Origin of the sequence: Halomonas sp. SL1, assembly GCF_003030865.2 — a bacterium.
Lineage (GTDB): Bacteria > Pseudomonadota > Gammaproteobacteria > Pseudomonadales > Halomonadaceae > Halomonas > Halomonas halophila.
In genome coordinates this window covers 1-25,481 of record NZ_PYUQ02000010.1, presented here as the reverse complement: position 1 = coordinate 25,481, position 25,481 = coordinate 1, and the positions used below count along the sequence as shown (strand labels likewise).

The window sequence follows — 25,481 nt, the reverse complement described above, 5'->3', positions numbered from 1 at the left end:
TTCCAGCTTCCAGCTTGCGCATCTGGCGCGCGCTCTTTAGAATACTGGCGCCCGTTCGTCCGACGAACGGACATCGTGTATTTCGATAATCACCTCCTTGCTTCCCCTGGGGCCTCACGCCTCTCTGGAAGCTGCCAAACCGCAAGGAGAACCCATGCGTCATTACGAAGTCGTGTTCATGGTCCACCCGGACCAGAGCGAGCAGGTTCCGGCGATGGTCGAGCGCTACACCAGCATCGTCACCGAGAACGGCGGTACCGTGCATCGCCTCGAAGATTGGGGTCGCCGTCACCTGGCCTACCCGATCAACAAGATCCACAAGGCTCACTACGTGCTGATGAACGTCGAGTGCCGCGGCGAGACTCTCGAGGAAATCGAGAACATCTTCCGCTTCAACGACGCCATCATCCGCAGCCTGGTCGTGCGCTGCAAGGAAGCCGTCACCGAGGCTTCCCCGATGATGAAGCCGGCGGAAGAGAAGCGCGCCCGTCGTGACGAGAAGCCGTCGCGTCCCGCCCAGTCCGCCTAAGCCACACATCGCACGCTAAGGAGTCTTTCCCATGGCACGCTTTTTCCGTCGCCGCAAGTTCTGCCGTTTCACCGCTGAAGGCGTGAAGCAGATCGATTACAAGGATCTGGACACCCTCAAGGCCTACATCACCGAGACCGGCAAGATCGTTCCCAGCCGCATCACCGGGACCAAGGCCCGTTACCAGCGTCAGCTGTCCACCGCCATCAAGCGGGCTCGCTACCTGGCGCTGCTGCCCTACACCGATAGCCACCAGTAAGACACTAGCGTGATGCTGCCCGTCGCCCGCTGGATGATGCGCGGTACGCCCCAGGCAGTCGCCGGGGCGGCCGCGGCCACACTGGTCCCCTGGCTGTTCTGGCTGGGCGCGGCGATCGCCGGCCTGGTCACGCTGCGCCGCGGCCTGGCACCGGCGCTCCCGGTGATCGTCGCCGCCGCCGTGCCGGCGGGCTGGTGGTGGACCCGGGGTGACGTCATCCCGCTGGCCTGCATCCTGCTGGTCACGCTGATGGCGGTGGTGCTGCGCTCGCGCCTGCGCTGGAGCGAGACGCTGATCGTCGGCGCCCTCGCCGGGGCGGCGATGATCCAGCTGGGCATCTTCGTGCCGCCGGGCGGCACCGGGCCCCTGCTGGAGCAGCTGCGCCAGGGCTCGCCGGAGTTCGCCTCGATGCTCGACGAGCTCTCGCGCCAGGGGCTCGAGACCGAACGGCTGGCCGAGATGCTGATCGGCGGCGTCACCGGGCTGATCGTGCTGCTGGCCTCGGTGGCCTGCCTGGCCCTGGCCAGGGGCTGGCAGGCGGGGCTCTACAACCCCGGCGGCTTTCGCGAGGAGTTCCAGGCCCTGCGCCTGGTGCCCCGCGAGCTGCTGGTGCTGATGGCGTTTCTCGTCATCGGCACGGTGCTGGTGCTGCCCGGCCTCGGCCTGATGCTCTGGGTGCCGTTGCTGGTGGCCGGCATCGCGCTGGTGCACGGTGTTATCGGATTGAAGGGAATGAACGGGCTGTGGCTGGTCGCCTTCTATGTGCTGCTGATCACCACCTGGCCCATGATTCTCATCGTGCTGCTTGCGGCCCTGATCGACGCGTTCGCGGATATTCGCGGACGACTCGGCCGCAGCGACTGACAAGAGGTTTACGAGATGGAAGTCATTCTGCTCGACAAGATTGGCAAGCTGGGCGGTCTGGGTGACCAGGTCACCGTCAAGCCCGGTTATGGCCGCAACTACCTGGTGCCCTACGGCCTCGCCGTGCCGGCCACCAAGGACAACATCGAAGCCTTCGAGGCCCAGCGTGCCGAGCTCGAAGCTCAGGCCGCCGAGCGCAAGGCCGAAGCCGAAGCCCGCGCCGAACAGCTCAACGACATCGAGCTGTCCCTGGTCGCCAAGGCCGGCGATGAAGGCAAGCTGTTCGGTTCCATCGGTCCGCGCGACCTGGCCGACGCCATCTCCTCTGCCGGCATCGAGGTAGAGAAGAGCGAAGTCCGCATGCCGGAAGGTCCGATCCGTCAGACCGGCGAATACGACATCGCGCTGCACCTGCACGCCGAAGTCGACGCCACCGTGCGCGTGGTGGTCGTGGCCGAATAAGCCCGACTCCCCCGCGGACGCCAGGGGCGCGAGGAGAAATCCTCGCGCCCTTTTTTGCTTGCCCGTGCCACGTTATCCCGGCTGGGGCGTCAGGCGTCCTTCGAGGTAGAATGTGCCGGCCCATGTTGCGGAGGTGCCCGCCCCAATGAACGAATCCCTCGAGCTCGATCAGGAAACCGCGGCGCTGAAGGTGCCGCCTCACTCGCTGGAGGCCGAGCAGTCGGTGCTCGGCGGACTGATGCTCGACAACCAGGCCTGGGACAGCGTGGCCGACCGGCTGGTGGCCAACGACTTCTATCGCTACGAGCATCGCCTGATCTTCAACGTCATGGCGACGCTGGCCGAGGAGGCGCGGCCGCTGGACGTGGTGACCCTGTCCGAGGCGTTGGAGGGGCGTGATCAGCTCGAGACCGTGGGCGGCCTGGCCACCCTGGCGGAGCTGGCACGCAACACGCCGTCGGCCAGCAACATCCGCGCCTATGCCGACATCGTTCGCGAGCGGGCCACCCTGCGCAAGCTGATCCATGCCGCCAACCAGGTCGCCGAGAGCGCCTTCGCGCCCCAGGGGCGGCCCGCCGACGAGCTCGTCAACGAGGCCGAGCGCCTGGTCTTCCAGATCAGCGAGGAGCGGCCCAAGGAGGGTGGCCCGGTCGGCATGAGCGACCTGCTGGCCAAGGCGGTGGATCGCATCGACGAGATGTTCAACATGCAGGGCGAGATGACCGGCCTGTCGACCGGCTTCCGCGACCTGGACGACATGACCTCCGGACTGCAGCCTTCGGACCTGGTGATCGTGGCCGGGCGCCCGTCCATGGGCAAGACCACCTTCGCCATGAACCTGGTCGAGCATGCGGTGATCTCCAGCGACAAGCCGGTGGTGGTGTTCTCGATGGAGATGCCGGGCGAAGCGATCATGCTGCGGATGCTCTCGTCGCTGGGGCGCATCGACCAGACCCGGGTGCGGACGGGTCAGCTCGAGGACGAGGACTGGCCGCGCCTGACCTCGGCGGTGAACCTGCTCAAGGACAAGCAGCTGTTCATCGACGACACCGCGGCGCTGTCGCCCAACGAGATGCGCTCGCGGGTGCGCCGGATCGTGCGTGAGCACGGCAACCTGGCGATGATCATGATCGATTACCTGCAGCTGATGCAGGTACCGGGTTTCTCCGAGAACCGCACCGGCGAGATCTCGGAGATCTCGCGCTCGCTCAAGGGTCTGGCGAAGGAATTCGGCTGCCCGGTGGTGGCGCTGTCGCAGCTCAACCGCTCGCTGGAGCAGCGTCCCAACAAGCGCCCGGTGATGTCGGACCTGCGCGAGTCCGGCGCCATCGAGCAGGACGCCGACCTGATCGGCTTCGTCTATCGCGATGAGGTCTACAATCCGGATAACCCCGACAACCAGGGACTGGCCGAATTCATCATCGGCAAGCAGCGTAACGGGCCGATCGGCACGGTGCACATGGCGTTCATCGGCAAGTACACCCGCTTCGAGGATCTGGCGCCGGACAGCTATGGCGACACCTTCGGCGAGTGACCCCCTTGAGCGGGGCAGCCGGCGCCGTATAATCCCCACCCCTCGAACAGCACACTGGAGAAGCACCATGGCAGGCGGATTTCAGCGCGGTAATCGGCGGCGCACCCCGAAGCTCGAGGCGCGCGGCGAATTGCAGTCCGTGGAACGCGAAGGGCCGTTCAAGGAGTGGCTGGGCATGCCGGATCTCTATCGCTACCAGCTGGTGGTGGACGGCGAGGACTACAGCTATCAGACCGAGGACTCGGAGCTGCCGGTCGCGGTCGGCGATCGCGTGGTGTTCCGCTACAAGGAGACCAAGGCCGGCAAGTGGGTCGACCGCAATTCCCTGGGCAAGGCGATCGATCCCGCCGACTACCAGTAACCGCCTTCGGCGGCTTCCCGCCGGGAACCCCGGTGCCCTCCATCGGTCTCAGGGCGATACGGTGCCGTCATCGTCGTGTCATCCGACAGGACGAGACTGTATCAGCATTCATCCTGAGATATCCCGATGGAGGGATCATGGACTTCAATGACCTCAAGGCCTTCGTGGCCCAGCACGACAACTTCGAGATCCGCGTGATCAGCCATGCCGGCAGCCGCGTCTACCAGGTCGAACTGGAAGACATCGAGGGCCAGCGCCACCTGCTGACCCAGCGCGGCAAGCCGATGTTGTTCCGCGCCCTCGACGACGTCTACCTCGAGCTCAAGCGCGCCGGCATCCACCGTGCCTATCTGGTGCAGTACGTGGCGCACGACGAGATGATCGGTCGCGACGCTAACTACCACGACGCGCTCAGCTCTCGCATGCCGCTGGTGTTCTAGCCTGCGAGCCGCGCCTTTCCTCGATCACCATTCACCGACCTCCGGCATCGCGCCGGCCCACCGACCTGCCACCGTACGCCTCAGCGCGCTCCCCGACCCGACTGGTGGCATGTTTTCCCCCGCGTCTTCCGGCCTTTCCGGCCAGCCCGGTTTCCGTCGCGTTCTCGCCGTGCCCGATGGCGTCGCCCCCATCGCTCAGCGATCCGAGCGCCTCGTCCAGGCCTGCCAGCGCTGCCCCAGCCCGATCCGGTAGCGAGCGAAGACGGCATAGCCGCGATCGACGCCCCACGCCAGGCCCGGCAGCATCGACAGCGCCACCAGGCGACGATAGCCCAGCACCGCGTAGAGCGCCCGGCTGGCGTCCATGCCGACGAACCAGGTGCCGTCGGCGTCGCGCAGGTGAAGGCGGCCCATCATGACCTCGAACGAACGCCCCCATTCGGCGGCGACGTCGGTCGTCTGGATGTCGACCAACCTGACCCGCTCGCGGCGCGGGTGGCGCGCCAGCCAGGCGACTTCACGCTGGCAGAAGGGGCAGTGGCCGTCGTGGAAGAGTGTCACCGGCGAGACGGCGTGACGAGGCGAGGGGGCGCGACGTGTCGAGCGCGGGCGGTGCATCATCAGGGGGCTCCGTGGTCGGTGGCGTCATGATAGCCGGCGCGGTGCTCGCCTCGACCGTAGGCCGGCTCGGTTTCGAGCCCGGCGAGGAAGGCCTCGGCCTGGTCGCGCATCGCCGCCCGCTTGTCGTCCGACATGCGGTCCAGCGAGCCGTAGATCAGCTTCATGCGGTGGTTGCCCGACAGCGCCTCGCGGTGGGTCTCGAGGAAGCGCCAGTAGAGGCTGTTGAGCGGGAAGGCGTTGTCGCCGACGACCCGTTTGGGATCGAAGCGGCAGTGCCGGCAGTGGTCCGACATGCGGTCGATGTACTTGCCCGAGGCGCAGTAGGGCTTGGAGCCCATCAGCCCGCCGTCGCCGTGCAGCACCATGCCCAGGGTGTTGGGCAGCTCCACCCACTCGCAGGCGTCGGCGTAGACCGCCAGGTACCAGTCGCACAGCGCGTCCGGCGCCACGTCGCACAGCAGCGCGACGTTGCCGGTGACCATCAGCCGCTGGATGTGGTGGGCGTAGGCATTGTCGCGGGTCATCTCGATGGCACGCTTCAGGCAGCGCAGTTCGGTGTCGCCGCTCCAGTAGCAGGCCGGCAGCCCGCGGTTCGCCCCCAGGGCGTTGGCACGCTTGTAGTCGGGCATACGCGTCCAGTAGAGGCCGCGCACGTATTCCCGCCAGCCCAGTATCTGGCGAATGAAGCCCTCCGCCGCGTTGAGCGGCGCGCGGCCCTGACGATACTCGCGCTCGGCGCCCTCGCACAGCTCCCGTGGCGAGAGCAGGCCGAGGTTCAGTGCCGCCGACAGCCGTGAGTGGAACAGGAAGGGCTCGCTGTCGCTGATGGCGTCCTGGTAGCGGCCGAAGTCGGGCAGCAGTTCGGCGAGGAAGTGGCGCAGGTCGGCCAGGGCCTGGCGCCGGGTCACCGGCCAGTGAAAGCCCGCGAGGTCACCGAAGTGGTCTCCGAAGTGTTCTTCCACCAGCGTCATGACCTCGCGGGTCACGTCATCGCGGCGATGGCGGGGCGGGGCGGGCACCTCGATCCCCTCGGGCAGTGGCTCGCGGTTGTCGTGGTCGTAGTTCCAGCGCCCGCCGGCGGGCGCGTCGTCCTCCATCAGCAGGCCGGTGCGGCGACGCATCTCGCGGTAGAAGTACTCCAGGCGCGGTGACTTGCGTCCCTGCTCCCAGGCGGCGAAGTCGTCGGGGGTGGTGTAGAAGCGATCGTCCTCGATCAGCCGCCAGGGCAGGGCACTGCCCTGGCGTTCGCGCATGGCCTGCCACAGCCGCCACTCGCCCGGGCGCACCGCGCGGATCTCGTCGCAGCCGTACAGGCGTGCCAGTCGCTCGGCCTCGTCGAGCAGCGTCTGGGCGTTGTCGGGGTCGTCCAGGGCGCTGTAGTGGACGCGGTGGCCGCGGTCGCGCAGGTCGGCGGCGAAGTGACGCATGGCGGCCAGGACCAGGGCGATCTTCTGGGGGTGGTGGGGCACATAGCGGCCCTCCTCGGCGACCTCGCACAGGGCGATGACGGCCTCGGGCGGCGCCTCGCGAAGGCTCGCCAGATCGACATCGAGCTGGTCGCCGAGCACCAGGATCAGCGGACGGGACATGGTTCACCAGAAATTGTACAAATCTAACCGATAGTATAACGATATTTCGCCCGAACGCCCGTGATGGTAGGCTAGGTCATTCAGTTTCGTCTCATGTCGACCACGGGGAACGCGCGCCATGCCAGCCTTAGAGCACTCATCCGATGCCGAGCGGGACTCACCGGGAGAGGGGCGGCTGCGGCATGCGCCAGCGGAACATCCCGCGCTGCCTCGCGCCAAGGTCGGTGTGGTGCTGGTCAATCTCGGCACGCCGGACGCCACGGACTACTGGTCGATGCGCCGCTACCTCGGCGAGTTCCTGTCCGACCGTCGCGTGGTCGACTATTCGCGCTGGCTGTGGCAGCCGCTGCTGCAGCTGGTGATCCTGACCCGGCGCCCCTTCATTTCCGGCAAGGCCTATCGCAGCATCTGGAACCAGGAGCGTGACGAGAGCCCGCTGCTGACCATCACCCGGGAACAGACGGAGAAGCTGAGCGAGCGGCTCGAGACGGCCTACGGCGACCAGGTCGAGGTGGACTTCTGCATGCGCTACGGCAATCCCTCCACCGACAGCGTGCTGCGTCGCCTGCAGGCCCGGGGCTGCGAGCGCATCCTGTTCTTTCCGCTCTATCCCCAGTACGGCTCGCCGACCACCGCCACCGCCAACGACCAGGCCTTCCGCACCCTGATGCGTCTCAAGTGGCAGCCGGCGATCCGCACCGTGCCCGCCTATTACCGGCATCCGGCCTACCTCGAGGCGCTCACCGCCTCGGTGCGCGAGGCCTATGCGGCCGCCGAGTCGACCCCGGAGGTGCTGGTGGCCTCCTATCACGGCGTGCCCAAGCGCTACCTCGACGAGGGCGATCCCTACTACTGCCACTGCCGCCAGACCACTCGGCTGCTGCAGGAGCGTCTGGGGGTCGACGATGCGGCGATCGAGACCACCTTCCAGTCCAAGTTCGGTCCCGAGGAGTGGGTGGGGCCGGCCACCGTGGAGCGGGTCGCCGAGCTGGCTCGCCAGGGGCGCAGGCATATCGCGGTGATCTCCCCGGCCTTCTCCGCCGACTGCGTGGAGACCCTCGAGGAGGTCCAGCAGGAGATCCGCGACGCCTTCCTCGCGGCCGGCGGCGAGACCTTCACCTACGTGCCCTGCCTGAACGCCCGCGACGATCACGTCGCGGCGCTCGAGGCCATCGTCCGCCAGGAGCTCGCCGGCTGGCTGTAGGCCGTCCATCACCAGCCGTCACAACACGAACGGGCGGCCCCGCAAGGGGCCGCCCGTTCGTGTCGAGCCGCGGTAGGCGTCGGCCGTTTCAGCGTCCCGGCGGGCGCTTCTCGAGCGTGATGGGGCCGCGGTCGGGGGGCGAACCGTGGGGCACCGGCGTCTGGCCGACCTCTTCCTCCTGCAGCTCCACGGGGCGCCCGCGGGTCTTGTCGACGTACTTGAGCTGCAGGTGCAGGCCGGTCTTGGCCAGCAGGTGGGCGCTCACCGGGGCGGTGATGAACAGGAACAGGGCAATCAGGATCTCCTGCACCACCGGCTCGCTGTCGGCGATGCCGAAGTAGAGCATCGAGGCGACCAGGGTGCAGCCGATGCCCATGGTGGTCGCCTTGGTCGGCCCGTGCAGGCGCATGTAGAAGTCGCGGAGGTGGGCCATGCCCAGCGAGCCGATGAAGGCGAAGGCCCCGCCGGCGATCAGGAACAGCGAGATGATGGCCTCGAGAATCACGTAGAACGTCATGCGGGGCTCTCCTATTCGATGATGTCGCCGCGCAGCAGGTACTTGCAGACCGCCACGGTGCTGATGAAACCGAGCATGGCGATCAGCACCGCCGCCTCGAAGTAGGTCTTGGTGCCGAGCCACAGGCCGAGCAGCACGATCAGCGCGATGGAGTTCACGTACATGGTGTCCAGCGCCAGGATGCGGTCGGGCAGGCTGGGGCCGACCGTCAGCCGGAAGGTGTTGAGCAGCAGGGCCAACATCACCAGCGTCAGGCTGATCTTCAGGGCGATGTCTAGCATTCGTAGATCTCCTTGAGCGGGCGCTCGTAGCGTTCGCGGATCTGCTCGATCAGCGCCTCGTCATCCTCCACGTCCAGGGCATGGATCAGCAGCGTCCGGCCGTCCATGCGCAGGTTGGCCGACACCGTGCCCGGCGTCAGGCTGACGGTGCTGGCCAGCAGGGTGATGGTGAAGCGCTCCTCCAGCATCAGTGGATACTCGACGAAGTGAGGCCGCGAGCGCTGACGCGGGTTGAGGATCAGCCAGGCCACCTGGAAGTTGGCGACCACGATGTCGCCGAGGACCCGCAGCACGTAGCGCAGCAGCAGCCCGGGTCGCTTGACGTTGGGCTGCACGTCCCAGAAGCGATAGGTGAGCAGCGGGATGGCGATGGCCAGGGCGCCGCCCAGCAGGAACTGGCCGAAGGCCAGGCTGCGCACCAGCAGCAGCCACACCACCAGCAGCAGCAGCGACAGCATCGGGATCGGAAGCCAGGAGCGAGAGCGGATCATGAGGCGTCTCCAGCGTCGGACAGCAGGGTGCGGACCATGGCGTCGGGGTTGGCTAGCTGCTCGGCGGCGGCCTGGGTGTAGTCGCTCACCGGGCCCGCCAGTGCCACCAGCAGCGGCGAGGTGGCCATCAGCAGGGTGACGCCGATCCACTGCTGGCGGGGCAGCGGCTCGCCGTCGCGCTCGCCCTTCTGGCTGCGCCAGAACAGCGTCGAGCCGGCCCGGGACAAGGCGATGATGGCGCCCAGTCCGCTGATCAGCAGCAGCGGCCACAGCCACGGCTGTTGCTCGGGCGTGGCGGCGTCAAGCAGCAGCGCCTTGCCGATGGCGCCGGACAGCGGCGGCAGGCCGGCCACGGCCACGGCGCCGGCCAGGAACAGCATCGCCAGGGCGCCGCCCTGGGTCAGCGGGCGGCCGCGGACGATGCGCGTGCCGGCCTTGCCGCGCTGCAGGCCGATCATCTCGGCGAGCAGGAACAGGCCGCCGGTGACCAGGGTGCTGTGCACCAGGTAATAGAGCAGCGAGGACGTGGCCTCGACTGTGCCCATGCCGACGCCGGCCAGCAGGGTGCCCACCGAGACCAGCACCAGATAGGCCACCAGCAGGCGCAGATCGCGGGCGGCCAGCACGCCGAGGGTGGCCACGGCCAGGGTCGCCAGGGCCAGCCACCAGACCCAGGGCTGCTGCAGGGCGGCCAGGCTGCCGGCCTGCTCGCCGAAGATCAGCGAGTAGACTCGCAGGATGGCGTAGATGCCGACCTTGGTCATGATGGCGAACAGCGCCGCCACCGGGGCCGGGGCCGCGGCATAGGCCCGCGGCAGCCAGAAGTAGAGCGGCAGGATGGCGGCCTTGAGGCCGAACACCACCAGCAGCAGCAGCGCGCCGGCGGTGACCAGGCCGCTGCGTTCGGCGGGCAGCTCGCCGATGCGGGCGGCCATGTCGGCCATGTTGAGGGTGCCGGTGGCGCCGTAGAGGGTGCCCACGGCGATCAGGAACAACGACGAGCCGGCCAGGTTCAGCACCACGTAGTGGACCGCGGCCTGGGTGCGCGACCTGCCGCCGCCGTGCAGCAGCAGGGCGTAGGAGGCCAGCAGCAGCACCTCGAAGAACACGAAGAGGTTGAAGAGGTCGCCGGTCAGGAAGGCGCCGTTGATGCCCATCAGCTGCAGCTGGAAGAGGCCATGGAAGTTGCTGCCCTGCTCGTCGTCGCCGCCGCAGGCGAAGATCACGCAGCCCAGGGCCAGCACCGAGGTCAGCAGCACCATCAGCGCCGAGAGCCGGTCGAGCACCAGCACGATGCCGAACGGCGGCTGCCAGTCGCCGAGGGCGTAGTAGGCGATCTCGCCCCCCGCCGCCCGGTCGACCAGCATCGCCGAGACCACCACCAGCGCCAGGGTGGCGCCGACGCCCAGCCAGCGCTTGTTGCGCGGGTTGCCGTGGCGGGTGCGCAGCAGCAGCACCCCGGCGATCAGCGGCAGCACGACGGGCAGAACGATCAGATGTGGGCTCATCGACGGTTCTCCTCTCGGTCGTCGCGGTTGCGGCCGCCGTCGACATGGTCGTTACCCATGTCGCCCCGGGCCCGCATCGCCAGGATCACCGCGAAGGCGGTCATGGCGAAGCCGATGACGATGGCGGTCAGCACCAGCGCCTGGGGCAGGGGATCGGCGTAGGCGGCCTTGCCGTCGACGATGGCCGCGCCGTGGGTGGTCAGCCCGCCCATGGAGAACAGGAACAGGTTGACCGCATAGGACAGCAGGGTCAGGCCCACCACCACGGGGAAGGTGCGTCCCCGCAGGATCAGGTAGAGGCCACAGGCGCTGAGCACGCCGGTGGTGATGGCGTAGAGGCTTTCCATCAGCGTTTCTCCTTGCCGCTGGAGGTGGTGGCTGGGGTCTCGTCCTTGCCCGGCCGGTGGGGCGTGGTGACCTTGCCGAGGTTGGCCAGGATCATCAACGTCGCCCCGACCACGGCCAGGTAGACGCCCAGATCGAAGATCATCGCCGTGGCCAGCTCGAAGTCGCCGACCAGCGGCAGGTGGAAGTGGCCGAAGGACGAGGTCAGGAAGGGATAGCCGAACAGCCAGCTGCCCACCCCCGTCAGGGTCGCCAGGCCGACGCCGGCGATGGCCACCGGCTGGTAGGGGAAGTCGAGGCGCGCCTGGGCCCACTCCACGCCGCGCGCGATCAGCAGCAGGATCAGCGCCACGGCGGTGATCAGGCCGGCGATGAAGCCGCCGCCCGGCAGGTTGTGGCCGCGCAGGAAGATGAAGGCGGACACCAGCAGGGCCAGGGGCAGCAGCGCCTGGGAGATGGTGGTCAGGATCATCGGATAGCGGTCCGGGCACCACAGCCGGCCCTCGGTATCGCTGTGCGGCATGAACAGGCGCAGGCGATTGAGCAGTTTGAAGATCGCCAGGCCGGCGATGGCCAGCACGGTGATCTCGCCCAGGGTATCGAAGCCGCGGAAGTCGACCAGGATGACGTTGACCACGTTGTGGCCGCCGCCGCCGGACACGCTGTTGTCGAGGAAGAAGCCCGAGATGCCGGCGTTGTCGCGGGTCAGCACCGCGTAGTTGAGACTGGCGATGGTCGTGCCCAGGCCGCCGGCGAGGGCGATGTCGCGCAGGTTGCGCGGCATCGAGGACTCGCGGGGCGTCTTCTGGGGCAGGAAGAACAGCGCCAGCATCAGCAGGATGATGGTCACCACCTCCACCGAGAGCTGGGTCAGGGCCAGGTCCGGGGCGGAGAAACGGGCGAAGGTCAGCGACACCAGCAGGCCCACCATCGACAGCATCAACAGCGAGATCAGGCGGTAGCGGTGGGTGACCACGGTGGCGATACCGCTGAAGATCAGCAGCGCCGCACCGGTGAGCAGGATGCCGTCCACCGGTCGCTGTGGCGTCTCGCCGGCCAGGCTCGGCATCTTGCCGAGGCCCAGCGCGACGAAGATCAGGGACACCAGCAGCAGAAGCCCCACGTAGCGCTGCAGCGAGGCGTTGTCGAGGCGTTCCAGCAGGGCTTCGGCACGGTTTCCCGCGCGCTGCACGCCGGCTTCGAACACCAGGCGGGCATCCACCGGCTTGAAGCCGCGCAGGAAGCGTCGCAGGTGCGAGTGGGCGCTGTAGAGTCCGATGCCGACCGCCAGTGCCACGGCGCTCATCGCCAGCGGCAGATTGAGGCCGTGCCAGATCGCCAGGTGGAACTCCAGCGGCGCCAGCAGCACGGCGCGACTGGCCAGGTCGAGCAGGCCGCCGGCCAGCGCCGAGGGGAACAGCCCGACCAGCACGCATAGCGTGGCCAGCAGCGCCATCGGGGCACTCATCAGCCGCGGCGGCTCATGGGGCGTCTTGGGCGGCGCCTGGGTCGCTGCCTTGAAGAACACCGCGTGGACCAGACGCAGCGAATAGGCCACCGAGAGCACGCCGCCGGCGGTCGCCAGCACCGGCATCAGCCAGCTCAGGCCACCGAGGATCGGCGTGTGCAGGGTCTCGGCGAACAGCATCTCCTTGGACAGGAAACCGTTGAACAGCGGCACGCCGGCCATGGCCGCGCCGGTGATGGTGGTCAGCACGGCGGTCAGCGGCATGGCCCGGCGCAGCCCGCCCAGGCGCGACAGCTCGCGGGTACCGGTCTCGTGGTCGACGATGCCGGCCCCCATGAACAGCGCGGCCTTGAAGGTGGCGTGGTTGATGATGTGGAACAGCGCGGCCAGGACCGCCATGGGGCTGCCGATGCCCAGCAGCACGGTGATCAGACCGAGGTGGCTGACGGTGGAGAAGGCCAGGATACCCTTGAGGTCGGTCTTCATCAGCGCGAACCAGGCGCCATAGAGCATGGTGATCATGCCCACCAGGGAGACCGTCAGGGTCCACAGCTCGCCGCCGGCCAGGGCCGGATGCAGGCGCGCCATCAGGAAGATGCCGGCCTTGACCATGGTCGCCGAGTGCAGATAGGCCGAGACCGGAGTCGGCGCCGCCATGGCGTGGGGCAGCCAGAAGTGGAAGGGGAACTGGGCCGACTTGGCGAAGGCGCCCAGCAGCACCAGGGCCAGGGTCAGCGGGTAGCGCGGGTCGGCGAGGATCGTCTCGCCGCTGGCCAGTACGGTGTCCATGTCGTAGCTGCCGACGATGTCGCCGATCAGCAGGAAGCCGGCCAGCAGCGCCAGCCCGCCGGCGCCGGTGACCGTCAGCGCCATGCGCGCGCCCTTGCGGGCATCGCTGCGGTGCGACCAGAAACCGATCAGCAGGAAGGACGAGAGGCTGGTCAGCTCCCAGAAGATCCACAGCAGCAGCAGGTTGTCGGACATCGCGATGCCGACCATGGAGGCCATGAACAGGATCAGGTAGGCGTAGAAACGCCCGTAGGGCTCGTCCGGATCCAGGTAGTAGTGCGCGTAGAGCAGGATCAGCAGGCCGATCCCCAGGATCAGCAGGTTGAACAGCAGCGACAGGCCGTCCAACCGGAAGGCCAGCTCCAGGCCCAGGGTTGGTATCCAGTCGACGGCGACACGCAGCGTCTCGCCGTCGAGCAGGGCGGGGATTTCCGCCAGCATCAGCAGCAATGCCAGGGCGGGCAGGGCGGCGGTGGCCAGGGAGCATTCCCGGCGTCTCAGTCCGGCGCCGAAGGCCGGCACCAGCACGCCGAGAAGGGGTAGCAGCGCTATCCACATCAAGGTCATCGATCAGTCATCCTGCTCGGTTGCGTCATGTCGGAGCGTCATCATGCCGAGAGGGCGGCCGCGCGCAAGAGGTCAGGCGCCGCCTCCGTCCCGGGGCCGATCGAGCCCCATGAAGTAGTTGAATCGCAATACCTTACCGTATCGGGCGGCGGCTCGCGCCATCTTGCCTTTCAAAATCGGGCTCTTTAAGGTTGGGTCACGTTTTCATCCGCTGGGACCGCGCGGACGCCAGGGAGGGATGCTCGATGCAACTGGTTGTGTTGGGAGGTTTCTTGCTCGCCGGGATGGCGCCGCTGCTGCATCGCTGGTTCGGCGCGCGCACCCCGCTGCTGATGGCGGCGCTGCCGGCGGGGATCGCCGCCTGGCTGCTGGCCCAGTGGCCGACCATCGTCGCGGGCGACACCCTGCGCCTGGAATGGGCCTGGGCCCCGGGGCTCGATATCAGCCTGACTTTCCTGATCGACGGCCTGTCGCTGCTGTTCGCCCTGCTGATCAGCGTGATCGGCGCCCTGGTGCTGGCCTACAGCGGCGAGTACCTGCGTGGCCATCGTGACCTGCCGCGCTTCCTGGTGGTGATCACCGCCTTCATGATGTCGATGCTGGGCCTGGTGCTGGCCGACAACCTGGTGGCGCTGTTCGTGTTCTGGGAGCTCACCAGTGTGACCTCCTACCTGCTGATCGGCTTCAATCATACCGATGCGACGGCCCGCAAGGCCGCCCAGCAGGGGCTGCTGGTGACGGTGGGCGGCGGCCTGGCGCTGCTGGCGGGCTTCGTCATGCTGGCCGTGGCCGGCGACAGCTGGTCGCTGGCGGCCCTGGTCGAGCGTGGCGAACTGCTGCGCCAGCACGATCTCTACACGCCGCTGCTGATCTGCATCCTGGTCGGGGCCTTCACCAAGTCGGCCCAGTTCCCCTTCCACTTCTGGCTGCCCAATGCCATGGCGGCGCCGACCCCGGTCTCGGCCTATCTGCACTCGGCGACCATGGTCAAGGCCGGGATCTACCTGCTGGCGCGTCTGCATCCGGCGCTTGGCGGCAGCGAGACCTGGACGCTCACCCTGTCGCTGGTCGGCGCCCTGACCATGGCCACCGGGGCCTTCCTGGCGATTCATCACACCAGCATCAAGAAGCTGCTGGCCTATTCCACGGTGATGGCGCTGGGCACCCTGACCCTGCTGCTGGGCATCGGCACGCCCGGGGCCCTGAGCGCCTTCGTGGTCTTCCTGCTGGCGCACTCGCTCTACAAGGGCACGCTGTTCCTGATCGCCGGCATCCTCGACCACGAGACCGGTACCAAGGACGTCACCGCCATGGGCGGGCTGCGTCGGGCCATGCCGCTGACCGCCACGCTGGCCGTGGTCGCCGGGCTGTCGCTGGCCGGCCTGCCACCATTGCTGGGCTTCGTCGGCAAGGAGCTGATGTTTGCCTCGGTACTGGGCGCCACGGCCTGGCGCTGGCTGCTCCTGGCCCTGGCCTTCCCGGCCGCCTTCCTGACCCTGGCGGTGGCGGCGATCGTCACCCTGCGGCCCTTCTACGGTGCCTCTCGGGAGACGCCCCGCACGCCCCATGAGCCGCCCTTCGCCATGCTCGCCGGCCCCCTGCTGCTGACGTCGCTGTCGCTGTGGCTGGGGCTGGCGCCGGGCGGGCTGGATGGCCTGACCAACGCCATCCTGGCGGGCATCGGCGCGCCCGGCGCCGGCGTGCACCTGGCGCTGTGGCACGGGGTCAACCTGCCGCTGGTGCTGTCCGTGGCCAGCCTGGTGCTGGGGGCGCTGGTGTATCGTCACTGGGATCGGCTGCGCGTGGCCCTGCGGTGGCTCGACCCGCTGATGGCGCGTGGCCCCGAGGCCGGCTATGCGGCGCTGATGGCGGGCCTGGTGTCGCTGTCGGCCTGGCAGACTCGCTTCCTGCAGAACGGCTATATGCGCAATTACCTGGTGATGACCCTGCTGGTCTTGCTGGGGCTGGTGGGGCACGCCTTCTTCTTCCGTCACGGCCTGGCGATCGAGCTCGGCCTGTCGGTCCACTTCCACGAGGCGGTGGTCGCCGGGCTGATGGTGGCTGGCGCGGTGGCCGCCTGCGTGATGCGGGCCCGGCTGGCGGCGGTGGCGGCGGTGGGGGTGATGGGCTTCTCCATCGCCCTGACCTTCGTGCTGTTCAGCGCGCCGGATCTGGCCATCACCCAGCTGCTGGTGGAGACCCTCACCGTGGTGCTGCTGGCGCTGGTGCTGTTCCGCCTGCCGCGCTTCGCTACCCTGTCGACCCCCCTCGAGCGGCTTCGCGACCTGGTGGTGGCGACCCTGACCGGGGGGCTTATCACGTTGCTGATGCTCTCGGTGCTGTCCGGGGAGCGCCTGCCGCGCATCTCCGACTGGATGGTCGCGAACAGCCAGCCGCTGGCGCACGGGCACAACATCGTCAACGTCATCCTGGTGGATTTCCGCGCCCTGGACACCCTGGGCGAGATCTTCGTCCTGGCCCTGGCGGCCGTGGGCGTCTATGCCATGCTGCGCTTCCACGCCGGCGAGTACGAGGCTCGCGATGACCGGCGCTCGGGAGGGCCGTCCGATGGTTAAGTCCGGCACCCTGATCCTGAGCGTCGCCGCTCGCCTGCTGCTGCCACTGCAGCTGCTGTTCTCGGTGTTCCTGCTGCTGCGCGGACACGACGAGCCCGGCGGGGGCTTCATCGCCGGCCTGGTGGCGGCAGGGGCCTTCGCGCTCTACCTGTTCGCCTTCGGTCGTCATGCCCTGCGCCGGGTGCTGCGGGTCTCGCCGCGCGACCTGGTGGGCGTGGGGCTGCTGCTCGGCGTGAGCTCGACGCTGCCGGCCTGGTGGAGCGGCGAGCCCTTCTTCACCGCCCACTGGTGGACGATTCCGGTGATCGACTTCAAGGCCTCGACGCCGCTGATCTTCGATATCGGCGTCTATCTGGCGGTCGTGGGCGTGGTGCTCACCGCCATCACCGCCCTGGTGGACACCGATCGACACGATGAGGGATAGCCTATGGAACCCCTGATGGCCGTGACCATCGGCGTGCTGTTCGCCACCGCCATCTACATGATGCTGCGGCGCTCCATCGTCAAGCTGGTGATCGGGCTGATGCTGTTGTCCAACGCCGCCAACCTGCTGATCTTCGCCACCGCCGGCATGCGCCGCGGGGCGCCGCCGCTGGTGCCGGAGGGGCTCGCTGCCCCCGAGTCGGCGGTGGCCGATCCGCTGCCCCAGGCGCTGGTGCTGACCGCCATCGTCATCGCCTTTGGCGTGCTGTCGTTCGCGGTGGTGCTGGTGCGGCGCGCCTGGGAGATCGTGCGCGCCGACGACCTTGACCGGATGAAGGATACCGATACGTGACCCCGCAGATCGCGCTACCCGTCCTCATACCGTTGTTCGCCGGGGCCCTGTCGCTGGTGTTCTGGCGGTCCCGCACGATGCAGCGCCTGATCGCGGTGGGCGGCACCGTCGGGCTGCTGGTCACCGGCATCTGGCTGCTGATGACGGTGAACCGCGACGGCATCCAGGTAATGCAGATGGGCGGCTGGCCGGCGCCCTTCGGCATCAGCCTGGTCGCCGACCTGCTGGGCGCGCTCATGGTCGTGCTGACCGGTATCATCGGCCTGGCGGTGGCGCTCTTCTCGCTGGCGTCGGTCGGCCGCGGGCACCAAGACTACGGCTATTTTCCGCTGATGCACCTGCTGCTGGCCGGCGTGGCCGGGGCCTTTTTGACCGGCGATATCTTCAACCTCTACGTGTGGTTCGAGGTGATGCTGGTGGCGTCCTTCGCGCTGCTGATCCTGGGCAGCGAGAAGCCGCAGATGGAAGGGGCGATCAAGTATGTCACCCTCAACCTGGTGTCGTCGGTGCTGTTCCTGGTCGCCGTGGGCCTGCTGTACGGCATGGTGGGCACCCTCAACATGGCCGACATCGCCCGCCGGCTGGCGACGCTGGACGATACCGGCATGGTCGATGTGCTGGCGATGATGTTCATGGTCGCCTTCGGCATCAAGGCGGCGGCCTTCCCGCTGTTCTTCTGGCTGCCGGCCTCGTACCACACGCCGCCGGTCGCGGTGTCGGCGCTGTTCGCCGGTCTGTTGACCAAGGTCGGGGTCTATGCGCTGTTTCGGGTGTTCACGCTGATCTTCCATCACAGCCCCGGCTATACCCATGAGATCCTGCTGTGGGGGGCCGCCCTGACCATGCTGTGCGGCGTGCTGGGGGCGGCGGCGCAGTTCGAGTTCCGGCGCATCCTGTCGTTCCACATCGTCAGCCAGATCGGCTACATGATCCTGGGGCTGGCGCTGTTCACGCCCCTGGCGATCCTCGGCGGCGTGTTCTATATCGCCCACCACATCATCGTGAAGACCAACCTCTTCCTGATCAGCGGCATCGTCCAGCGGCTGCGCGGCAGCTATCGCCTCGAGACGCTGGGCGGCGTCTATCGCGAGCATCCCTGGCTGGCGGTGCTGTTCCTGATACCGGCGCTGTCGCTGGCCGGCATGCCGCCGCTGTCGGGCTTCTTCGCCAAGTTCATCGTGATCCGGGCGGGCCTCGAGGCCGAGGCCTACGGGGTGACGGCGATCGCCCTGCTGGTGGGGCTGCTCACCCTGTACTCGATGATCAAGATCTGGAACGAGGCGTTCTGGAAGGCGCCGCCCGGTGGCGAGGCCGGGGGCGAGCCCCAGCGGGAGGTCGGGCAGCGCGAGCTGTGGCTGATGGGCGCGCCGGCGGTCGGCCTGGCGCTCTGCACCCTGGCGATCGGCCTGCAGCCCGACGCGCTCTATGCGCTGGCCGAGGCCTCGGCGGCGCAGCTGCTGGCGCCCGAGCGCTACATCGAGGCGGTACTCGGCGTACCGGGAGGGGGATCATGATCGGCGCGGCCTGGAACCTGATGCTCGGCGTCGCCTGGGTGGTGCTGACCGGCGACTTCAGCGGCGGCAGCCTGTTCGCCGGGCTGGTGTTCGGCTACCTGGTGCTGGCGCTGATCCAGCCCCAGGTGCCGGCGCTGGCCGGTTACGCCCAGCGGCTGCCGCGACTGATCCGCTTCGTCGTCTTCTTCCTCAAGGAGCTGGTGGTCTCCAACCTGCGGGTGTCCTACGACATCGTCACGCCGCCCTGGTACATGAAGCCGGGGGTGATCGCGATGCCGCTGAAGGCCCGCACGGAATTCGAGATCGCCTTCGTCGCCAACCTGATCTCGCTGACCCCGGGGACGCTGAGCCTGGACGTCTCCGACGACCGCCGCGTGCTCTACATCCATGCCATGTTCCTCGACGACGAGCCGGCGCTGACCCGCAGCCTGGCCGAGCTCGAGCGGCGTGCCCTGGAACTCTTCCACTGACGAGGGGAGGCCTATCCCGTGTCGATCGTGATCCTGTTCAGCCTGGCCGTGATGTCGCTGGCCCTGTGCCTGGCGTTTGCGCGCCTGTTCCGGGGGCCGAGCCTGCCGGACCGGGTCGTGGCGCTGGAGCTATTCTCTTCGATTCTCGTCGGCATCATCGGCGTGGTGGCCATCGCCACCGACGTGTCGATCCTGCTCGACGTGGCCATCGTCATGGCGCTGATGGCCTTCATGGCGACCATCGGTTTCGCCCGGTTCCTGGAGCGGGGAGGACCGAGAGATGACTGAGGTGCTCACCGCCGCCGGCATGCTGACCGGTTCGACCTTCATGCTGCTGGCGGCCCTGGGGGTGGTCCGCCTGCCCGATCTGCTGACGCGACTGCACGCGACCACCAAGGCGGCCACGCTGGGCGTGTCGCTGATCATGCTGTCGGTGGCGGTGCACTTCGCCGAGACGGCGGTGGTGGCCCGGGCCCTGGGGATCATCCTGTTCCTCATGCTGACGGCGCCGGTGGCGGCGCACATCATCGGCCGCGCCGGCTACTTCGTCGGGGCCCGACTGTGGGATGGCACCGTCAAGGACGAGCTGCGCCCCCACTACGATCCGCTGACCCATCGCCTGCGCAGCGGGCGCGAAGGCGACGACGAACCGCCTGCCACGCCGCCCCATCGCGACTGACTGCCCCGCCCGCAAGACGCGTCTCGTTGCACCGAGGCGCGTCGCCCCCGAGACTCGCGACATCCACAGGCCGACGTCTCGATCACCACGTTCGGTTCATCCCACCCGCCTGCCGGCCCGCAGGGCGAATGCTGACCGCGTCGGCCGTTCCGCTTGCGTTCGCGGCCATGGGATATAACATGTACATAAGTTGTACCATTTTTTATCCCTGTCCATGTTAGGTGGAGCCATGCGTCGCAAGGCCGATCTGCCCTCCAAGCCGTGCCAGTGCTGCGGCCGCCCGTTCCGGTGGCGGCGCAAGTGGGCTCGCTGCTGGGCGGAGGTGCGCTATTGCAGCGACCGTTGCCGTCGCGAGGTCAGGCGCCTTTCACGACGCCAGGACGGGGCATGAGGGGGCCGTCATGAGTATCGATCTAGTCTGGCTGCGCCAGGACCTGCGCCTAGCCGACAATCCGCTGTTCGACGGGCCGTTGGGAGAGCACCTGGCCTGCGCCTATGTGCTGGATGAGCGCTGGCTGAAGGAACGGCGCATCGGTGCGGCCCGCCTCGGCTTCCTGTGGCAGAGCCTGATCGAGCTGCGCGGCCGCCTGCTCGCCCGGGGCAGCGATCTGCTGGTACGCCTCGGTGACCCTTCCGAGGAGGTAGCGGCCCTGGCCGCCGAGCTCGGCGCTCGGCGAGTGAGGGTGCGGTGGGATCCCGGCTGGGAGGAGACCCGCGCCGTCGAGCGGCTGGCGCCACGCCTCGCCGCGGATTGCGAGCTCGAGTGCCTGGAAGGGGGCATGCTGTTCACCGAGGACGACCTGCCCCGGCCCGTCGAGGCGCTGCCGCCCGGCTTCTCCGGGTTCCGGCGTCGGCTCGAGACCGTCACCCCGCAATACGCCGGTTCGATTCCCGTGACGCTGCCGCCCTGGCCGCCCCAGGCCTCACGCGGGCTGCCGCCGCTGCGCTGGGTCGACGTGCGGGCGGCGGAATGGAGCGCCTCGTCGCTCGGCGGCTTTCGCTTCACCGGCGGCGAGCGTGCCGGCCTCGCCCGGCTGAACGACTATCTGTGGGGCAGCGGGGCGGTGGCGCACTACGCCGAGACTCGCAACGGTCTGGTCGGCGCCGACGTATCCAGCCGGCTGTCGCCCTGGCTGGCGCTGGGCTGCCTGTCCGCCGCTCAGGTCAACGACGCCCTGGACGACTGGGAGGCGGAGCGCGGGGCCAGTGACTCGAGCCGTTGGCTGCGCTTCGAGCTTTGGTGGCGGGAGTATTTCCACTGGGCCGCCCGGCAGGACGGTCGGCGACTCTACGGCGGCGCCACGCCACCCGACGGGGGCGAGGACTTCGCGGCCTGGTGCCGCGGCGAGACCGGGCTGCCGTTCGTCGACGCCGGAATGCGCGAACTGACCGAGACCGGCTGGCTGTCGAACCGCGCCCGGCAGAACGTGGCCAGCCATCTCGTGCACGATCTGGGCGTCGACTGGCGACTGGGGGCGGCCTGGTTCGAGCGTTGCCTGATCGATCACGACGTCGCCAGCAACTGGGGCAACTGGGGCTATATCGCCGGCCGTGGCCGTCATGCCAAGGCGCATCGCTTCGACGTGCTGGACCAGGCCGAGCGCTACGATCCTCAGGGCGACTATGTGGCCCGCTGGTGCCCCGAGCTCGCCGATCTGCCGCCCGGGAACGCCCGCCATCGGCCCTGGCGGCATGATCCCGCGGTTTTCCTGCCGCCCCCTTCGCTGTCGATCCAGGAAGAGGCCGCGCCATGAGTACCGATTCCGCTCCCTGCGCTCGCCAGTTGCCCCGCGTCGCCACGGTCGGACTCGGCGTCGCCGGCCTGGGGCCCTTCCTCGCGACCCTGGCGGCGGCCTTCCTGGCACCGCCTCCCGGGCAGGCCCTGGCCATCGAGGCCTTCCTCGCCTACGGCGCGGTGATCCTGTCCTTCCTCGGCGGGGTGCACTGGGGACTGGCGCTGGTCGGCGCCGGCGGCCCCGAGCCCGCGGGTCGCCGTCTGGTCGTGGGCGTGCTGCCGAGCCTGATCGCCTGGCCGGCGCTGCTGCTCGACCCGCCGGCCACCGCCGCAACGCTGCTGACCGGCTTCGTCGCCCTGCGTCTCTACGAGGCGGGCCCCGGCGCCGGGGGGCTGCCGAGCGACTATCGGCGGCTTCGTACTCGCCTGACCGCCGTGGTGGCGGCCTGCCATCTGGCGCTGATCGCCCGGCTGCTGCTACTGGCCTGAGCCGGCGTTCTGCGCGATCATCGGGGGCTCTTTTCGTCAAGGAACGTCGTCGATGTTGCCCCCGTTACTGCTCCTCGTGCTGCTCTGCGCCGGCCTGGCCGGCTGCCAGGGTATCGCCACCCCCCGCGCCGAAGCCGCCTCTTCTCCGATCTCGCCGATGGCGTCGCCCACGGCCGAGGTCGCCGCCTCGACGAGGCCGGAGGGCGGGGGGAATGCATCCGCCGAGCGCCCCGAGGCCGTGGGCGACTTCGACGACTGGCGCCGCGACTTCCGCGGCCTGGCCCGTGACGAGGGCCTCGGCGAGACTGCCCTGGCCCGCATCGACGCGCTGCGCTACCTGCCTCGGGTCATCGAACTGGATCGGCGTCAGCCGGAGTTCGTGCGCCCGATCTGGGAGTATCTCGACGGCGCGGTGTCGGCGAGCCGGGTGAGCACCGGCCGCGACCGGTTCGACGCCTATCGCCGCACGGTCGAGCGCGCGGAGTCGCGCTACGGCGTGCCGGCCGAAGTGCTGGTGGCGATCTGGGGCATCGAGAGCAGCTACGGCGGCTATCAGGGCGAGGTCTCGACCCTCGATGCCCTGGCGACCCTGGCCTATGACGGTCGCCGGCGCGACTTCGCCCGCGGCGAGCTGCTGGCGGCGCTGCGCATCCTCGAGGCCGGCGACGTGCCTGCCGAGCGCATGGTCGGCTCCTGGGCCGGCGCCATGGGCCATCCGCAGTTCCTGCCGTCGAGCTACCTGGCCCACGCGGTGGACGGCGACGGCGACGGCCGCCGCGATATCTGGGGCAGCGTCCCGGATGCCCTGACCTCGATCGCCGCCTATCTCGTCGAGGCTGGCTGGCGGGCCGAAGAGCGCTGGGGCGCCGAGGTGGTGCTGCCGGCCGACTTCGACTACTCGCTGACGGGCGATACCACGCGTCGCAGCGCCGACGACTGGGCCGCGGCGGGCGTGCACCCGCGCGCCGGTGAGGCGCTGCCCGCACTGAGCGAGGCCGCGCTGATCGCCCCGGCGGGTGCACGGGGGCCGGCCTTCCTGGTCGGCCACAACTTCCGGGTCATTCGCCGCTACAACAACGCCACCAGCTATGCCCTGGCGGTGGCCACGCTCGGCGACGCCATCGACGGGCGCCCCGCGGTCCAGGGCGACTGGCCCCGCGAGGAGCCGGCGCTCAGGCGTACCCAGGTGCTGGAGCTGCAGCGGCGGCTCAACGCCCGCGGCTACGAGGTCGGCGAGGCCGACGGCATCCTCGGGCCCAACACCCGGCGTGGCCTGCGGGCCTTCCAGCGCGAGATCGGCGTGACGCCGGACGGCTTCGCCACCCTGGGCCTGCTGGAGCGGCTGCGGGAGGTGGGCTCATGAGGCGTGCGGCGTGGTGTCTGGCGGCGGCGCTGTGGTCGGGGCTGGCCCTGGCCGAGGCCCCGGATCGCAGCGTGGGCTGGGTCGAATCGGTGACCCTGATGCCCTGGAACCTGCCCTTCGAGGCCAAGCTGGACAGCGGGGCGCTGACCTCGTCGCTGGATGCGCGGGACATCGAACGCTTCGAGCGCGACGGTGAGGCCTGGGTGCGTTTCCGGCTGCAGTTCGATGACGACGACAAGGGCGAGACCTTCGCCATGACCCTCGAGCGCCCCCGGGTGCGGCGCCTGACGGTGCGCGGCGCCGGCGGTACCGACGACCGGCCGGTGGTGCTGCTGGATGTGTGCGTGGACGGCGTGCGCTACGAGGAGGAGTTCAGCCTGCGCGACCGCTCGGAGATGACCTACCCGATCCTGCTGGGGCGCCAGACCATCGGCCACCTGGGCCGCCTGGACGTGGCCAGCACTCACCTGACCGAGCCCGGCTGCGACGGCGACGCGCCGCGGATGCCCCATCGAGCCGATGATGAGGCGTCCGGCGATGACGGGGAGAACGGTGACAAGAGAGAGAACAGAGAGAGCGGGAAGGCCGATGGCGGTGAGGCATCGTCGTCATCGGCCGCCGAGTCCGAGACCGAGTCGGCGTCAGAATAGCCGCGCCAGCAGGGCGGTGACCGCGGTCTCCACGCGCAGGATGCGCGGCCCCATGTGGACGCCCTGGCAGCCGGCTTCGACCAGCTTCTCCACCTCCCAGGGGATGAAGCCGCCCTCGGGGCCCACCACCAGCAGTGTCGGCGCCTCGACCCCGCGGGGGCAGGCGTCCGGCATGCCGGGATGGGCCAGCAGCCCGCGGCGGCCGGCCAAGAGCCCCGGCAGGTCGTCCTCGACGAAGGGACGGAAGCCCTTGGCCAGGGTCACCCGCGGCAGACGGGTGTCCCGGGCCTGCTCCAGGCCCAGCTCCAGATGGCGGCGGATCTTGTCCTCGGACAGCTCCGGCGACTGCCAGTAGCTCTTCTCCACCCGCCTGGTGTTCAAGAGCGTCAGTTCCTTCACGCCCAGCGCGGTGACATGCTCGAGCGTGCGTGCCAGCATTCGCGGCCGCGGCAGGGCCAGCACCAGATGCACCGGCAGCGGCGGTGGCGGCGCCTGATCGAGCCCCGACACGTCGAACACTGCCTCGTGCTCGCCGAGACTCAGCAGCTCGCCGCGCCCCAGGGCGCCACCCGCGATGCCGAGCGTCATCGTGTCCCCTTCGCGGGCCCGATGGACCTCCCTGAGATGGGCGAGCCGGCGCGGGGCGCGCACCCGGGCCAGGCGGTCGTTCTCGATGTCGTCGGGGGAGAGCAGGATCAGGTTCATGGGGCCTCGTGGTGCCGGTATGCCTTGCATGGTCGGTAAGGCGGTGCACAATACCTGCATAAGGAGGCATTCGCCCACCCGATTCGAACAAGGAGAGCGCCGTGCGCGTGATTCGCAAGTATGCCAATCGCCGGCTCTATGATACCGAACAGAGCCGCTATGTGACCCTCGAGGATCTGCGCAAGCTGATCCTCGACGAGGTGCCCTTCCGGGTCGAGGATGCCAAGAGCGGCGAGGACCTGACCCGGACCATCCTGCTGACCATCATCATCGAGCAGGAGCAGGCCGACGGCGACGCCCAGGTGTTCTCCAACGACCTGCTGGCCCAGTTCATCCGCGTCTACAACATGGCCCAGCCGCTGCCGCTGGCGCGCTACCTGGAGCAGGGCACGCAGCTGATGATGGAGCAGCAGAAGCACCTGCAGGACCAGTGGCAGCAGGCCATGCGCCACACGCCGATGGAGCTGATGCGCGAGATGGCCGAGGAGAACATGCGCTTCTGGCAGCAGAACCTGGGTGGCAAGGGCCGCAAGGACGACGACGAGTCCTGATGGCGTACCGATGCTCTCGGGGCTGATCCGGCGACAGGTCGCCGAGGGGCGCTGTGACCCCTTCCCTGGGCGCTACTTTTGCCATGCATGGCAACCCACCCCCTCTCTGACCTGTCCCTGTCTCTTATACACATCTGACGCTGCC

30 protein-coding genes are annotated in these 25,481 nt (G+C 68.8%); 21 read left to right on the top strand and 9 right to left on the bottom strand.

Translation table 11 applies throughout. The features are described from left to right. Nucleotides 1-154: 154 nt before the first annotated feature. From rpsF to C9J49_RS03790, 7 genes are all read left to right on the top strand, one after another. Nucleotides 155-529, top strand: a complete 375-nt coding sequence (gene rpsF / locus C9J49_RS03820; RefSeq protein WP_016853667.1) for a 30S ribosomal protein S6 — start codon at nucleotides 155-157, stop codon at nucleotides 527-529. Nucleotides 530-560: 31 nt separating this feature from the next. Next, nucleotides 561-788: a 30S ribosomal protein S18 gene (gene rpsR / locus C9J49_RS03815; RefSeq protein ID WP_016853668.1), complete on the top strand. Its 228-nt coding sequence runs from the start codon at nucleotides 561-563 to the stop codon at nucleotides 786-788. Nucleotides 789-800: 12 nt separating this feature from the next. Further along, nucleotides 801-1,652, top strand: coding sequence for a hypothetical protein (locus tag C9J49_RS03810; protein ID WP_107181942.1), 852 nt, complete (start codon nucleotides 801-803; stop codon nucleotides 1,650-1,652). Nucleotides 1,653-1,667: 15 nt separating this feature from the next. Then, nucleotides 1,668-2,114 carry a 50S ribosomal protein L9 gene (rplI, locus tag C9J49_RS03805; RefSeq protein WP_035596666.1) on the top strand — a complete coding sequence of 149 codons (447 nt, stop codon included), beginning with the start codon at nucleotides 1,668-1,670 and terminating at the stop codon, nucleotides 2,112-2,114. Nucleotides 2,115-2,259: 145 nt separating this feature from the next. Further along, nucleotides 2,260-3,648, top strand: a complete 1,389-nt coding sequence (gene dnaB, locus C9J49_RS03800; RefSeq protein WP_035596663.1) for a replicative DNA helicase — start codon at nucleotides 2,260-2,262, stop codon at nucleotides 3,646-3,648. Between the two features lie 67 nt (nucleotides 3,649-3,715). Further along, nucleotides 3,716-4,009, top strand: coding sequence for a hypothetical protein (locus C9J49_RS03795; RefSeq protein ID WP_035596660.1), 294 nt, complete (start codon nucleotides 3,716-3,718; stop codon nucleotides 4,007-4,009). Nucleotides 4,010-4,146: 137 nt separating this feature from the next. Next, nucleotides 4,147-4,449, top strand: a complete 303-nt coding sequence (locus C9J49_RS03790) for a DUF6482 family protein (protein ID WP_035596658.1) — start codon at nucleotides 4,147-4,149, stop codon at nucleotides 4,447-4,449. A gap of 195 nt (nucleotides 4,450-4,644) precedes the next feature. Here C9J49_RS03790 and C9J49_RS03785 read toward each other — a convergent pair whose 3' ends face one another. Both C9J49_RS03785 and C9J49_RS03780 read right to left on the bottom strand, forming a co-directional pair. Beyond that, nucleotides 4,645-5,070: a thiol-disulfide oxidoreductase DCC family protein gene (locus C9J49_RS03785; protein WP_237022327.1), complete on the bottom strand. Its 426-nt coding sequence runs from the start codon at nucleotides 5,068-5,070 to the stop codon at nucleotides 4,645-4,647. Next, nucleotides 5,070-6,659 carry a cryptochrome/photolyase family protein gene (locus tag C9J49_RS03780; RefSeq protein WP_107181941.1) on the bottom strand — a complete coding sequence of 530 codons (1,590 nt, stop codon included), beginning with the start codon at nucleotides 6,657-6,659 and terminating at the stop codon, nucleotides 5,070-5,072. The genes C9J49_RS03785 and C9J49_RS03780 overlap by 1 nt, the downstream gene beginning before the upstream one ends. A 118-nt stretch (nucleotides 6,660-6,777) precedes the next feature. On the opposite strand from C9J49_RS03780, the gene hemH reads away from it, so the two are divergent. Then, nucleotides 6,778-7,863, top strand: a complete 1,086-nt coding sequence (hemH, locus tag C9J49_RS03775; RefSeq protein WP_035596654.1) for a ferrochelatase — start codon at nucleotides 6,778-6,780, stop codon at nucleotides 7,861-7,863. 88 nt (nucleotides 7,864-7,951) lie between these two features. On the opposite strand, the gene C9J49_RS03770 is transcribed toward hemH, so the two are convergent. Genes C9J49_RS03770 through C9J49_RS03745 form a run of 6 tightly spaced genes read right to left on the bottom strand, consistent with a single transcriptional unit; the run spans nucleotide 7,952 to nucleotide 13,829 of the window. Beyond that, nucleotides 7,952-8,380 carry a Na+/H+ antiporter subunit G gene (locus C9J49_RS03770; RefSeq protein ID WP_035596652.1) on the bottom strand — a complete coding sequence of 143 codons (429 nt, stop codon included), beginning with the start codon at nucleotides 8,378-8,380 and terminating at the stop codon, nucleotides 7,952-7,954. Between the two features lie 11 nt (nucleotides 8,381-8,391). Then, nucleotides 8,392-8,661, bottom strand: coding sequence for a K+/H+ antiporter subunit F (locus C9J49_RS03765; protein ID WP_016853678.1), 270 nt, complete (start codon nucleotides 8,659-8,661; stop codon nucleotides 8,392-8,394). Then, entirely contained in the window at nucleotides 8,655-9,152 is a 498-nt protein-coding gene (locus C9J49_RS03760) for a Na+/H+ antiporter subunit E (protein ID WP_035596648.1), read from the bottom strand. Before C9J49_RS03760 ends, C9J49_RS03765 begins: the two co-directional genes overlap by 7 nt. Further along, nucleotides 9,149-10,660: a monovalent cation/H+ antiporter subunit D gene (locus C9J49_RS03755; RefSeq protein ID WP_035596646.1), complete on the bottom strand. Its 1,512-nt coding sequence runs from the start codon at nucleotides 10,658-10,660 to the stop codon at nucleotides 9,149-9,151. Before C9J49_RS03755 ends, C9J49_RS03760 begins: the two co-directional genes overlap by 4 nt. After that, nucleotides 10,657-11,007 carry a Na+/H+ antiporter subunit C gene (locus tag C9J49_RS03750; protein ID WP_035596643.1) on the bottom strand — a complete coding sequence of 117 codons (351 nt, stop codon included), beginning with the start codon at nucleotides 11,005-11,007 and terminating at the stop codon, nucleotides 10,657-10,659. Before C9J49_RS03750 ends, C9J49_RS03755 begins: the two co-directional genes overlap by 4 nt. Beyond that, nucleotides 11,007-13,829: a monovalent cation/H+ antiporter subunit A gene (locus C9J49_RS03745; protein ID WP_046078218.1), complete on the bottom strand. Its 2,823-nt coding sequence runs from the start codon at nucleotides 13,827-13,829 to the stop codon at nucleotides 11,007-11,009. The genes C9J49_RS03750 and C9J49_RS03745 overlap by 1 nt, the downstream gene beginning before the upstream one ends. 245 nt (nucleotides 13,830-14,074) lie before the next feature. On the opposite strand from C9J49_RS03745, the gene C9J49_RS03740 reads away from it, so the two are divergent. The 12 genes from C9J49_RS03740 to C9J49_RS03685 all read left to right on the top strand — a co-directional run bounded on the left by C9J49_RS03740 (nucleotide 14,075) and on the right by C9J49_RS03685 (nucleotide 24,080). Beyond that, nucleotides 14,075-16,405, top strand: coding sequence for a putative monovalent cation/H+ antiporter subunit A (locus C9J49_RS03740; protein ID WP_107181940.1), 2,331 nt, complete (start codon nucleotides 14,075-14,077; stop codon nucleotides 16,403-16,405). Then, on the top strand, nucleotides 16,398-16,829 hold the full coding sequence (locus C9J49_RS03735; protein WP_035596699.1) for a Na+/H+ antiporter subunit B: 432 nt from the start codon (nucleotides 16,398-16,400) through the stop codon (nucleotides 16,827-16,829). Before C9J49_RS03740 ends, C9J49_RS03735 begins: the two co-directional genes overlap by 8 nt. A 3-nt stretch (nucleotides 16,830-16,832) precedes the next feature. Continuing rightward, nucleotides 16,833-17,180, top strand: a complete 348-nt coding sequence (locus C9J49_RS03730; RefSeq protein WP_016853685.1) for a Na+/H+ antiporter subunit C — start codon at nucleotides 16,833-16,835, stop codon at nucleotides 17,178-17,180. After that, complete coding sequence (locus C9J49_RS03725; RefSeq protein ID WP_107181939.1) at nucleotides 17,177-18,694, top strand: Na+/H+ antiporter subunit D; 1,518 nt, start codon at nucleotides 17,177-17,179, stop codon at nucleotides 18,692-18,694. Before C9J49_RS03730 ends, C9J49_RS03725 begins: the two co-directional genes overlap by 4 nt. Further along, entirely contained in the window at nucleotides 18,691-19,164 is a 474-nt protein-coding gene (locus C9J49_RS03720; RefSeq protein WP_035596628.1) for a Na+/H+ antiporter subunit E, read from the top strand. The genes C9J49_RS03725 and C9J49_RS03720 overlap by 4 nt, the downstream gene beginning before the upstream one ends. Before the next feature lie 18 nt (nucleotides 19,165-19,182). After that, on the top strand, nucleotides 19,183-19,452 hold the full coding sequence (locus C9J49_RS03715; protein ID WP_106487934.1) for a monovalent cation/H+ antiporter complex subunit F: 270 nt from the start codon (nucleotides 19,183-19,185) through the stop codon (nucleotides 19,450-19,452). Continuing rightward, nucleotides 19,445-19,843: a monovalent cation/H(+) antiporter subunit G gene (gene mnhG, locus C9J49_RS03710; RefSeq protein WP_107181938.1), complete on the top strand. Its 399-nt coding sequence runs from the start codon at nucleotides 19,445-19,447 to the stop codon at nucleotides 19,841-19,843. Before C9J49_RS03715 ends, mnhG begins: the two co-directional genes overlap by 8 nt. A gap of 214 nt (nucleotides 19,844-20,057) precedes the next feature. Then, nucleotides 20,058-20,234 carry a DUF2256 domain-containing protein gene (locus C9J49_RS03705; protein WP_307725214.1) on the top strand — a complete coding sequence of 59 codons (177 nt, stop codon included), beginning with the start codon at nucleotides 20,058-20,060 and terminating at the stop codon, nucleotides 20,232-20,234. Between the two features lie 10 nt (nucleotides 20,235-20,244). Next, on the top strand, nucleotides 20,245-21,597 hold the full coding sequence (locus tag C9J49_RS03700; RefSeq protein ID WP_107181937.1) for a DASH family cryptochrome: 1,353 nt from the start codon (nucleotides 20,245-20,247) through the stop codon (nucleotides 21,595-21,597). Further along, nucleotides 21,594-22,067 (top strand): DUF3429 domain-containing protein, encoded by a 474-nt coding sequence (locus tag C9J49_RS03695; RefSeq protein WP_107181936.1) that lies wholly within the window; start codon nucleotides 21,594-21,596, stop codon nucleotides 22,065-22,067. Before C9J49_RS03700 ends, C9J49_RS03695 begins: the two co-directional genes overlap by 4 nt. Nucleotides 22,068-22,119: 52 nt before the next feature. After that, nucleotides 22,120-23,430 (top strand): lytic murein transglycosylase, encoded by a 1,311-nt coding sequence (locus tag C9J49_RS03690; protein ID WP_107181935.1) that lies wholly within the window; start codon nucleotides 22,120-22,122, stop codon nucleotides 23,428-23,430. After that, nucleotides 23,427-24,080, top strand: a complete 654-nt coding sequence (locus C9J49_RS03685) for a RimK/LysX family protein (RefSeq protein WP_082090818.1) — start codon at nucleotides 23,427-23,429, stop codon at nucleotides 24,078-24,080. The genes C9J49_RS03690 and C9J49_RS03685 overlap by 4 nt, the downstream gene beginning before the upstream one ends. Here C9J49_RS03685 and C9J49_RS03680 read toward each other — a convergent pair. Further along, complete coding sequence (locus C9J49_RS03680) at nucleotides 24,072-24,785, bottom strand: 16S rRNA (uracil(1498)-N(3))-methyltransferase (protein ID WP_046078211.1); 714 nt, start codon at nucleotides 24,783-24,785, stop codon at nucleotides 24,072-24,074. The genes C9J49_RS03685 and C9J49_RS03680 overlap by 9 nt on opposite strands. A 101-nt stretch (nucleotides 24,786-24,886) precedes the next feature. Here C9J49_RS03680 and phaR point away from each other — a divergent pair, with 101 nt between their 5' ends. Next, nucleotides 24,887-25,336 carry a polyhydroxyalkanoate synthesis repressor PhaR gene (gene phaR, locus C9J49_RS03675; protein ID WP_107181934.1) on the top strand — a complete coding sequence of 150 codons (450 nt, stop codon included), beginning with the start codon at nucleotides 24,887-24,889 and terminating at the stop codon, nucleotides 25,334-25,336. Nucleotides 25,337-25,481 lie beyond the last annotated feature (145 nt).